This window comes from Longispora sp. NPDC051575 (assembly GCF_040681875.1).
Lineage (GTDB): Bacteria > Actinomycetota > Actinomycetes > Mycobacteriales > Micromonosporaceae > Longispora.
The window spans coordinates 622,537-632,819 of sequence record NZ_JBFAZP010000001.1 but is presented as its reverse complement, the minus strand read 5'-3'; the positions used below and the strand labels follow the sequence as shown (position 1 = coordinate 632,819).

Sequence of the window (10,283 nt, the reverse complement as noted above, 5' to 3'; positions counted from 1 at the left end):
GGCCCAGGCGGCCGGACAGGGGCCGGTGACCGCGCCCGGAGCCATCTGGTGCCGAAGGCCCTGACGTACGCACCGCGACGACGACACCGGGAGGGTACGTGCCGCTCGCTGACCCGATCGGCTTCCTCGCCGCGCAGCGCGCCGAGTACGACTGGGACGGTCGATCCGCCCTGGCCTTCGACGACGGCTACCGGGCCCGCCAACTGCCCCTGCTCGGCGGCCGGTCCCGCTCCGACCTCCGGAACGAGGACCTGCGCGACGGCGAGTTTTGGCCGCCCGTACGGTCGGTCACGGTGCCGATCGACTCGGGCAGGCTGCTCGCGGATCCGGCTTTCACCGAGTTCCTCGACGCGCTGCGCGACAGCGACCTGGCCGGCGACCTCTGGTGGGACGGGCTCGCGGCCCGCGCTGACCGGGTGCACGCCACACTGGCCCCGGACATCGGCGCGGCCGTCGTCGACCCGCAGGAGGAGGGGCCGATCGTCGTCACGGTGCGCGGCCCGTGGGTCGGCCGGCACAACACCGGCCGGATCTACCTCCCCGTCGAGGTACCGTCACCCGCCGACCGGCGGACCCTGGCGGCCGTCCGCGACCGGCTCGGCGCGGAGCACCGTCCGCTGCTCGCCGGCTATCTGCAATTGCGCTCGGAACTCGACTGCCGGCGCTACGAACGCCTGCGGTCCGTGGTCCGCGAGCACCAGCACCGGGTGGCGGTGCCGATGGCGGTGGACCACCTGGCCGTACGGGCCACGATGGACAACCTGGTACTGCGCTCCCAGATCACGGACCGCATCCGCCTCGGAAGCTAGTGCTTCCCCGGCGTCCCTCCGAACGGCTGACGGCATCAGAAGCGGCCTACAGTGCCAGCAGTCCCGCCCGGGTCGGCCGGAAGCTGCACCCGTCCAGGTAGAACTCCTCCAGGTCGGGTTCGAAGTCGACGTGCAGCCAACGGCAGCCCGCAGCCCTGGCGTCGTCCGCCGCGGCCAGCACGAGACGTCGACCCACCCCACGGTGCTGCCACCTCGGATCCACGGCGGTGTCCAACAGGAACGCGTGCGCGCCGCCGTCCCAGCACACCTGGACGAACCCCACGAGCCGGCCGTCGTCGAAGGCACCCACCCAGGTGAGCGCGTGCCCCGCCAGGCGTACCCGCCAAGGGGTCTCCACGGCGTCGCCACCAAAGGCCCTCGCGTGCAGTGCGCTCAGAACCTCGTCGTCGACGGGAAACCGCGACACCACCTCGACCGCCATGCCGCCACGCTACCGCCCACGATCAAAAAACACGGTCCAGATGGGTACCGCGCCCAGCAGCTCCGAGCATCCGCGAGTCCGCAGCCGCTGACAGGGCAGGAAAACGAACCGGAAGCGACTGATCACGGCCGGGGACAACGACCCGCGCTGTCCGCCCCGGCACCCTGGCACCGCGTCCCCTCAGCGCCGGGCGCTGGAGCTGCCCGGCACCCCGATCCGGCTATCCGATCAGCCAGCTGCCGACGAGAGCCGCAGCGGTCAGCACGAAGCCGGCGATCAGCGCCCGCGCGCGGACGGGGCGGCCGACGGCGAGGCCGGTAAGGGCGACGAGCAGGCCCGACAGTGTCACGTAGTCAGGTATGGGTCGAGCCCAGTCGGGGCCCTTGATCGGGCAGACGATCTGACCGTCAGGGCCGAAACAGTGGTTCGACATCAGATGGCTCGAGTCGATGGCGAAGTACGCGGCGAAGAGGAGCAGGCCGACGAACGCGCCGACCGTCCGGGCGATGCCCGCGAAGCCGCCGTACCGCCTGGCGAAGACCCCGCCGGCCCTCGCTGTCGGAGGTTCGGGCGTGGTCCACTCTGCGATTTCGTCCCCCATGCTCACCACTTGATCTTGGTCGTCACCGCCACCGGGGTCACTCCGCCGAACGTCCTGTCCTGCCGCGATCCGGGCATGGTCCGGACATGACCGCATCCTCGGCGTGAGGGCCCCGAAGCGCACCGCCAGGTCGGCGCACCACCACCGGACCCACGCCGTTGGGGGTGCCGGACCCAGACACGGCCGCCCGCGCCCGGAACAGCACCTGGGCCCCGAACCGAACCCGGGCCGAACGGGACCGGGCCGTGAACCGAACCCGGGCCGTGAACGGGACCGGGCCGTGAACCGAACCCGGGCCGTGAACGGGACCGGGCCGTGAACCGAACCCGGGCCGTGAACGGGACCGGGCGGCCCGGTGGGTGCGAGACCCACCCGGCCGCCCGGGTCACACTGGAGTGCGGTCGAACTACCCGACGTGCACCATCGTCGGCGCGTCGGTCGAGTCGCCGGCCGCCGCGTTCTTCGGGGTGTTCTGGATCATCAGGAAGATGATCACGGCCGAGGCGCCGAGCAGCACGGCGCTCACCGTGAAGGCCACGTTGTAGCCGTGTACGGCGCCGAGCGCCGTCGCCTCCTGGAGCTTCTCGGGGCCGTTGGTCTTGACGTAGTCCGTGATGAAGTTCGCCACGGCGGTGGTGAACACCGTGTTGAGCAGGGCGACGCCGAGCGAGCCGCCGATCTGCTGCGAGGTGTTCAGCAGGGCGCTGGCGACACCCGCGTCGTGCGGGTCGACGCCGCTGAGGGCGGTGTTGCCCAGCGGCACGAACACCAGGGCCATGCCGACCGCCATGATGATCAGGGCGGGCATGATGAAGGCCACGTAGGACGAGTCGACCTTCAGCTGGGTCAGCCAGACCATCGAGCCGGCGGCGAGCACGCCGCCGACCGTCATCATGGCCCGGGGGCCGACCTTCGGCAGCAGGCCGCTGCCGACGATCGCGGTGACGATCAGGGCGCCGGAGAACGGCAGGTACGCGACGCCGCTCTGGAGCGGGGACCAGTGCAGGGTGCCCTGGAAGTAGTAGGTCATGAACAGGAACATGCCCATCATGCCCGCGCCCAGGGTGATCGAGACCAGCGTCGAACCGCCCCGGTTGCGGTGCAGGATCACCCGCATCGGCAGCAGCGGGTGGGCCGTGCGCAGCTCGACGACGACGAAGCCGACCAGCAGGATCACCGAGACCACGAACCAGGCCAGGGTGGAGGTCGCGGTCCAGCCGTCCTCGGCGGCCTTGGTGAAGCCGTAGACGAGGGCGACGAGGCCCGCGGTGGACAGCACGGCTCCCGGGATGTCGTACTTCGTGTTGCCCTCGGCGCGGCTCTCCTTGACGATCGGGATGGCCAGCGCGAACGCGATCAGCGCGATCGGGATGTTCACGAGGAGGCACCAGCGCCACGTCGTGTACTCGGTGAGCAGGCCACCCATGATCAGGCCGATCGCGGCGCCGACCCCGGAGATGGCGCCGAAGACGCCGAACGCCTTGGCGCGGTCCTTGACGTCGGTGAACGTGACCGTGATCAGGGAGAGCGCGGCCGGGGCGAGGAGCGCGCCGAACAGGCCCTGGAGGCCGCGGGCGGCGAACAGCATCGCGGCGTTCTGCGCGACGCCGCCGAGCGCGGAGGCGAGGGCGAAGCCGATCAGGCCGATCAGGAGGATCTTCTTGCGGCCGACGTAGTCGGCGATCCGGCCGCCGAGCAGCAGGAAGCCACCGAAGGCGAGGGTGTAGGCGGTGAGGATCCACTGCCGGTTGGCGTCGTTGATGTCGAGCGCGTGCTGCGCCGACGGCATCGCGATGTTGACGATCGTCGCGTCGAGCACGACCATGAGCTGGGCGATCGCGATGACCGCGAGCGCGAGCCAGCGCTTCGGGTCGACCGCGGGCACGCCACCGGGCGCCGTGGCGGCTGTGGCGATTTTCTCGGACATGTTCGGTGTGCCTCTCGGGGACTTCGGTGCGACGCGGTGTCCGGTCACTTTTCGGCCAGTCTTGCCCGATTGCAATCCGTCACGCCACAGGTTTTCACTGCCTGACGACGACCCTAGAGTCAGCCACTGACAAAAAACTGACGCCGGCGTTCGCCCTGAGCTGATCTTGGGGCGCGGGGGAGTCGTACCCCGCGAAGGTTGGGTCTTGATTGGGGTTTTTGTCACTATTCATCGATCATGAAAAAGACAGAAAAAGGCGGTGGTCACCCGGCCCGGTGACCACCGCCTTCGTCCTGTGAGCCTCGTCTCAGGCTGCCATCCGCTCCCGGAGGCTGAGCGGGCGCATGTCGGTCCACACCTCGCTGATCCGGGTCAGGCACTCCTCCTTGGAGCCCTTCGTGCCCTCGGCCGTCCACCCCGGGGGCAGCTCCCGGTCGGCGGCCCAGATCGAGTACTGCTCTTCGGCGTTACGGACGACGAGAAACATGTCATGGAACCTTTCAGCTGGTGGGGAGGAAGTTGTCGACGGTCACACCGACACCGGCGCTCACGGCGGCGTCCCGGACGAACTGGGCGACCGCGATGTCGAGGACGCCGAGCCCGAACGGGGAGTACACGATGGTCTTCTTGGGGTCCGGCTGGAAGTCCACGACCCCCCGCACGAGCTGCCCGACCGAGGCGTCGATGAACGCGCGCCCCCCGGTCTGCCGCTCGGCCAGGAACAGCGACGTGCCCTCCCGGCAGGCGTGGTCGGCGTCGTCGACGATGTTGTGGCTGTCCAGGATGGAGTCGGTCACAAGGTCGCGCAGCGAGATGTGCAGCACGACGGTGCCGGGCGCGGCGGCCGCCAGGTCCATGTGCGGCGCGAGCGCGGTGCTCGCGATCGACACCACCGGGCTGGCCGCCACGGCCTGGGCCAGGTCGGTGGCCACCCGCGCCGTGACACCCGGCACGATCTCGCCGGCCCGCTCGGCGAACGCGGCGGCCCGGGCCGGGTCGAGGTCGTAGACCGTGACCTCGTTCAGCTTCGGGAACCGCGCGCCCAGGAACCGGAGGATCTCCCGGTTGATCAGGCCGGTCGCGATCAGCGAGACGGCGGTCACGTCCTGGTCGGCGACCAGCAGGCCCGCGCCGAGCGCGGCACTGGCGGCCGTGCGCTTCGCCGAGATCAGCGAGCCCTCGATGAACGCCTCGGGGCGGCCGGTCTCCAGCGAGTTCAGCACCATCGCGGCGCTGGCCCGGGGCAGGCCGAGGTCCAGGTTGCCGGGGAAGGAGGAGATCCACTTCATGCCGGCGACCGGCTTCGGCCCGCCGAGGTACGCGATCAGCGAGATGATCCGGTCCCGGGTGTTGTCCGGGAAGCGCAGGAAGGTGGAGTGCGGAAGCGAGGACTGGCCCTCGTCGTGCAGCGCGTACGCCGCGCCGACGAGGTCGATCAGCTCGGTCTCCCGGCCGGTGAGGATGTCGTGCACGCCCTCGTGCCCGATGATCAGCATGGTGCCACCTTCGTTGAGGAGTTTTCCTTCCACAGGTGCGACACCTCGCCGAAGTGCCGGTTCACCCATGTGTCCGAGTAGATCGTGTCCAGGTAGCGGTCGCCGCCGTCCGGGAAGATCATGACGACGTTGGACCCCTCGGGGATCGAGTCGCGCATCTTGCCCAGCGCCGCCACGGTCGCGCCGGAGGAGCCGCCGCCGAGGATCGCCTCGCGGATGGTCAGCGTGCGGCAGGCGACGACGCACTCCAGGTCGGTCACGTGCACCACGTCGTCGGCGGCGGCCGGGTCGAGCAGGGCCGGGCGGATCGACGCGCCGTGGCCGGGGATCAGCCGCTGGCCCGGTACGGTGCCGAACAGCAGGGAACCCACGGCGTCCACGGCCACGATCCGGGTGGACAGGCCGCTGCGCCGGACGAACCGCGACGCGCCCAGCGCCGTGCCGAACGTGCTCGCCGCGCTGAACAGGTAGTCCACCGGGCCGTCGAGCGCCTCGACGATCTCGCGCATCGTGCCCTCGTGGGCCAGCGGGTTCAGCGGGTTCGCGTACTGGTTCGGGCAGTACGAGTTCGGGGTCGCGGCCACCAGCTCGGCGACCCGGCGCAGCCGGGCGGGCAGGTACTCGCCGGTCTCCGCGTCGCGCTCCGTCACCAGCTCGATGGTCGCCCCGAACGCGCGCAGGATCGCCATGTTCTGCTCGGTGGTCTTGGCGTCGACGACACAGACGAAGTCCACGCCGTAGTACCCGCAGATCTGCGCGATGCCGATCGCCAGGTTCCCGGAGCTGGACTCGATCACCACGGAGCGGCCCGGCACCAGCTCGCCACTGTGGATCCGTTCGAGGAGCATGCTCAGCGCGGACCGGTCCTTGATGCTGCCGCCCGGGTTGAACCGCTCGAGCTTCGCGAAGACCCGCGCCGGAAAATCGGGGAACAGGTGCACCAGCTCCACGAGGGGCGTGTTCCCGATGGTCGAGAGTACGCCTTTGAGCGCTTGTTTCGCCACAGCTCTCCCCTTAGAACGAAAAATCGACAGTTATGCGGAACCGGTGGCCATCGCGAGCAGCCGTTGCCGCTCGGCGTCGTCCACCAGGGAGGCGCGGGAGACCCGCACGTCGGGCGTCGAGACGGCGACCTCGGTCAGCCGGAGGAAATGTCCGACGAACCGCTCGATCGTCGCCCGGTCGAACAGGTCGGTGTCGTATCGGAAGGCGGCGATCAGCGAGTCGGTGCTCTGCGTGATCTCCACCGTCAGGTCGAACTGGCCCTCGAGGTGCGGGACGTCGAGCGAACGCAGCCGGTACCCCTCGTGCTCCACGGTCTCGCCGGCCGCGATCCGGTCCAGGTAGCCGGTCATCTTGCCCGCGCTGACCTGGGTGAAGCACATGTTGAACCGCTGACCGCCGAGCAGCGACGTCGGGTAGCTCGCGTGCGCCATCCCGCCGCTCACCGTCGCCCCGGCCGCCGCGATCGCCTCGGCGAAGGTCGTGGTGGAACCGAACCGGGACCGCAGCAGCAACGGGTTGACGAAGTAGCCGATCACCTCGCGCATGCCGCCCCGGCGGCGGGTGCTCGCGGGGCAGCCGATCACGAAGTCCGTCTGCCCCGAATAGCGGAAGACCAGGGACTGGAACACCCCCAGCAGGTACGCGAACGGGGTGACCCCCGCCGCGGTCGCCGCCGCCTTGATCCGGGGCACCAGCTCGTCCGGTACCCGCCGGGTGTAGGCGTCGCCCACGAAGGAGCGCTTCGCCGGACGGGGCCGGTCGGTGGGCAGCTCGGCGGCCGTCGCGTCGGCGACGGCCGTGCGCCAGTACCCCTCGAGGATCTCCCGGCGCGGGGAGTCCAACATCGTCCGCTCGTGCGCCACGTGGTCGGCGTAGGACACGGTGAGCGGGGTCCAGCCCGGCTCGCGGCCCGCCGAGAAGGCCCAGTAGGCCTCCAGCAGGTCCCGCCACAGCAGCCAGTTGGACTGGGCGTCCGTGGCGATGTGGTGGCTGCCGATCATCAGGACCGCGTCCTCGGCGCGCCGCCACATCACGAACCGGAACGGGCCGGTCTCCTCGAGCCGGTAGGGCACCTTGATGGTGGCCCTGACCAGGTCGAGGAGCGCCTCGTCGTCGATGTCACCCACGTCGCGGACCTCGAACCGCAGGGAGTCGGGGTCGCCGACCTCCCTGCGCGGCTCGCCGTCCACCTCGATGAACCGGGAACACAGCAGGTCGTGCCGTTCCGCCAGGGCGCGTACGGCGCGCTGGAGAATGGCCAGGTCAGGGGCCGGGCTCATCTGGGCCGCACCCGCGTCGTTGTACGCGACGCCGTCGGGCGCGAGCCCGTAGAGCAACCACAGACCTTCCTGACCTGCCGACAGCGGCTGGATCCCGGTCATCGACTACACGCCCCGGGAGGCGGCGACGAGGTCCGTGAGGTCCTGGACCCGGACGAGGTTGGCGACCTGCTCGTCGAGCACCTCGATGTCGAAGGCGCTCTCGGCGCCCGACAGCAGGTCGACCCGGTTGAGGGAGTCCATGCCGAGGTCCTCGAACGTCGAGGCCGGGGTGATCTCCTCGCCCTCGAGCTCCGGCATGAGCTCGCGGATGATGCGGGCGATCTCGTCGGAGATCTCGTCGCGCGTGGTGGTCGTCATCTCAGGTGTCCTTCTTCTAGGGGTGGTGGTGTGCGGGACGTTTAGGGCATCGTGACGATCTGGCCGGCGTAGGTGAGACCCGCGCCGAAGCCCAGGGTCAGCACCAGGTCGCCGGGGGAGGTGCGGCCGCTCTCGTACAGGCGGGTCAGCGCCAGCGGCACGGAGGCGGCGGAGGTGTTGCCGGCCTCGACGACGTCCCGGGCGACGTGCTCGTCGTCCCAACGCAGCGCGCGGGCGACGGTGTCGAGGATGCGCTTGTTGGCCTGGTGCATGACGAGCCACTTCACGTCGGACAGCTCGACGCCGGCCCGGGCCGCGGCGCGCTTGGCGGCCTTCGGCATGTTGCTGGTGGCCCACTTGTAGACGAGCGGCCCGTCCATGGTCACGTACTCGCGGCCCAGCTCCGGGAACTCCGAGAGCTCCAGGACGGGGGCGCGCTTGCCGTCGCTGCCCCAGACCGCCGGGAAGATCCCGGGCTTGTCGGAGCGGGAGACGATCGCCGCGCCGGCGCCGTCGCCGAAGATCGCGTACGTGTCCGGGGTCTCGGGGTTGATCCAGTCGCTGGTGCGCTCGGCGCCGACGACGAGGGCGTGCTTCGCGTCGCCGCACCGCACCGCGTTGGAGGCCAGCGCGAGGGAGTAGGTGAAACCGGCGCACACGGCGTTGACGTCGAACGCGCCCGCGTTCGGCAGGCCGATGGTGCTGGCGACCTGCGGGGCCGCGCCGGGCATCCGCTGGTACCGGCTCGCCGTGGCCAGGATGACCAGGTCGATGTCGGTGTAGTCGATGCCGGCCATCGTGATGGCCTTCCGGCCGGCCTCGGCGGCCATCGCGACGATGGTCTCCTCGGGGCCCGCGTGGTGCCGGCTCCGGATGCCGGTCCGGTCCTCGATCCACTCCGGGGTGACCGTCGTGGACTTCGACAGCTCCTCGTTCGTGACCAGATTGGTCGGCCGGTAGTCCGCCAGTCCGGTGATCACCGATCCATAGCTCTCCATTGTGTTCCCACGTCCTTCGATGCGGCCTACTGGCTCCAATGTCGAGACCGAGACTGCTTTCGAGCGCTATATCTTCTCTATAGGGGGCAGGCAAAATAGCGAAAATATAGAAACGTCCACCTTGATGTGCACCGGGCGAATCAGCCCGTACAGATCAAGAAGGGGTACTCATAGCCATGAGGAAGACCATCGCGATCAGCCTGGCCACGGCGGGTGTCGCCGCGGCTCTGGGCGTTTTTCTGCCGGCGACGGCGCAGGCGGCCGGCGGCTCGTGCACCGAGGTGCACGTCGCGACCGCCACGGGCAAGTTCGACGGCTGGAACTGTAGTGACAACACCGGGACGGTCGTCTACGGCCGGCTCGCCGACCTCAAGCGCGACGGAAAGTGCACCGCCCTCGCGGTGAACTTCACCGTTGACGGCCTCAAGACCACCTACCCGGTGTGCGACGGGCTGCCGGCCCGCTTCGCCTCCGTGGCCAGCGACTACCAGGGTGTGCTGTCGATCTCCGTGATCGCGGTGCCGACGCCGGCCGACGACTAGACCTGAAAAAGCGCTGGCCGGGATGCGTGGGCATCCCGGCCAGCGCCGCAGGGGGGAGATCAGATGGCGGTGCCGCCGTCGACCTGCAGGACCTGGCCCGTCATGTACGAGGCGCGGTCGGACAGCAGGAACGACACCAGGTCGGCCACCTCCTCGACCTTCCCGAACCGGCCGAGCGCGACCCGGCCCAGCATCTCCTTCGTGAACGCCTCGCTCAGCTCCGAGATCATGTCGGTCTCGATGAAGCCGGGGGCGACGGCGTTGACCCGGATGTTGTACCGGCCGACCTCCTTGGCCAGGGCCTTGGTGAAGCCCAGGATGCCGGCCTTGGACGCGGCGTAGTTCGTCTGCATCGGGGTGCCGACCACCCCGGCGACGGAGGACATGGTGACGATCGAGCCGCCCTTGTTCTTCATCAGCCGGCGGATCGCGGCCCGGCACACGTTGTACGTGCCGTCCAGGTTGACGCGCATCACGTCGCGCCAGTCGTCGTCGGTCATCAGGGCCAGCGGCTTGTCCCGGATGATGCCGGCGACCGTGACCACGTTCGTGACCGGCCCCAGCTCGGCCTCGGTGACCTTGAGGTAGTCCTTGACCTCGGTACTGTCCGACACGTCCACCTTGTGCGCCAGCACCCGGCCGCCGTGCTCGCGCGCCGCGTCGGCCACCCGCTCGGCGGCCTCGTGGTTGGACTGGAAGCAGAAGCTGACGTCGTAGCCGTCCTGGGCGAGGCGGGTGACGATGCCCGCACCGATGCCGCGAGAGCCACCGGTGACGAGGACGACGGGCCGGGCGGGTGGGGACACAGACACGGTGCGCTCCT

At 69.8% G+C, this 10,283-nt stretch carries 12 protein-coding genes; 2 read left to right on the top strand and 10 right to left on the bottom strand.

The features are described from left to right. The first annotated feature begins 98 nt into the window (after nt 1–98). Complete coding sequence (locus tag AB0M43_RS02720; RefSeq protein ID WP_363720490.1) at nt 99–809, top strand: hypothetical protein; 711 nt, start codon at nt 99–101, stop codon at nt 807–809. Nucleotides 810–855: 46 nt separating this feature from the next. On the opposite strand, the gene AB0M43_RS02715 is transcribed toward AB0M43_RS02720, so the two are convergent. The 9 genes from AB0M43_RS02715 to AB0M43_RS02675 form a co-directional block, all read right to left on the bottom strand. Then, nucleotides 856–1,251 (bottom strand): GNAT family N-acetyltransferase, encoded by a 396-nt coding sequence (locus AB0M43_RS02715; RefSeq protein ID WP_363720488.1) that lies wholly within the window; start codon nt 1,249–1,251, stop codon nt 856–858. Between the two features lie 220 nt (nt 1,252–1,471). After that, nucleotides 1,472–1,852 carry a hypothetical protein gene (locus AB0M43_RS02710; RefSeq protein WP_363720486.1) on the bottom strand — a complete coding sequence of 127 codons (381 nt, stop codon included), beginning with the start codon at nt 1,850–1,852 and terminating at the stop codon, nt 1,472–1,474. Nucleotides 1,853–2,258: 406 nt separating this feature from the next. Then, complete coding sequence (locus tag AB0M43_RS02705; RefSeq protein ID WP_363720484.1) at nt 2,259–3,779, bottom strand: MFS transporter; 1,521 nt, start codon at nt 3,777–3,779, stop codon at nt 2,259–2,261. A gap of 307 nt (nt 3,780–4,086) precedes the next feature. After that, a complete protein-coding gene (locus AB0M43_RS02700) occupies nt 4,087–4,266 on the bottom strand; it encodes an MbtH family NRPS accessory protein (protein ID WP_197002261.1) in 180 nt (59 codons plus the stop codon). A gap of 13 nt (nt 4,267–4,279) precedes the next feature. Further along, nucleotides 4,280–5,275 carry a 2,3-diaminopropionate biosynthesis protein SbnB gene (gene sbnB, locus AB0M43_RS02695; protein ID WP_363720481.1) on the bottom strand — a complete coding sequence of 332 codons (996 nt, stop codon included), beginning with the start codon at nt 5,273–5,275 and terminating at the stop codon, nt 4,280–4,282. Further along, a complete protein-coding gene (gene sbnA / locus AB0M43_RS02690; protein WP_363720479.1) occupies nt 5,269–6,279 on the bottom strand; it encodes a 2,3-diaminopropionate biosynthesis protein SbnA in 1,011 nt (336 codons plus the stop codon). The genes sbnB and sbnA overlap by 7 nt, the downstream gene beginning before the upstream one ends. A gap of 30 nt (nt 6,280–6,309) precedes the next feature. Further along, on the bottom strand, nt 6,310–7,662 hold the full coding sequence (locus tag AB0M43_RS02685; protein WP_363720477.1) for a condensation domain-containing protein: 1,353 nt from the start codon (nt 7,660–7,662) through the stop codon (nt 6,310–6,312). A gap of 3 nt (nt 7,663–7,665) precedes the next feature. Continuing rightward, on the bottom strand, nt 7,666–7,920 hold the full coding sequence (locus AB0M43_RS02680; protein WP_363720475.1) for a phosphopantetheine-binding protein: 255 nt from the start codon (nt 7,918–7,920) through the stop codon (nt 7,666–7,668). Nucleotides 7,921–7,961: 41 nt separating this feature from the next. Next, nucleotides 7,962–8,918, bottom strand: coding sequence for a beta-ketoacyl-ACP synthase III (locus tag AB0M43_RS02675; protein WP_363720473.1), 957 nt, complete (start codon nt 8,916–8,918; stop codon nt 7,962–7,964). A gap of 176 nt (nt 8,919–9,094) precedes the next feature. Here AB0M43_RS02675 and AB0M43_RS02670 point away from each other — a divergent pair, with 176 nt between their 5' ends. Beyond that, nucleotides 9,095–9,460 (top strand): hypothetical protein, encoded by a 366-nt coding sequence (locus tag AB0M43_RS02670; protein ID WP_363720471.1) that lies wholly within the window; start codon nt 9,095–9,097, stop codon nt 9,458–9,460. A gap of 59 nt (nt 9,461–9,519) precedes the next feature. Here AB0M43_RS02670 and fabG read toward each other — a convergent pair whose 3' ends face one another. Then, nucleotides 9,520–10,266 (bottom strand): 3-oxoacyl-ACP reductase FabG, encoded by a 747-nt coding sequence (fabG, locus tag AB0M43_RS02665; RefSeq protein ID WP_363720942.1) that lies wholly within the window; start codon nt 10,264–10,266, stop codon nt 9,520–9,522. Nucleotides 10,267–10,283: the final 17 nt, after the last annotated feature.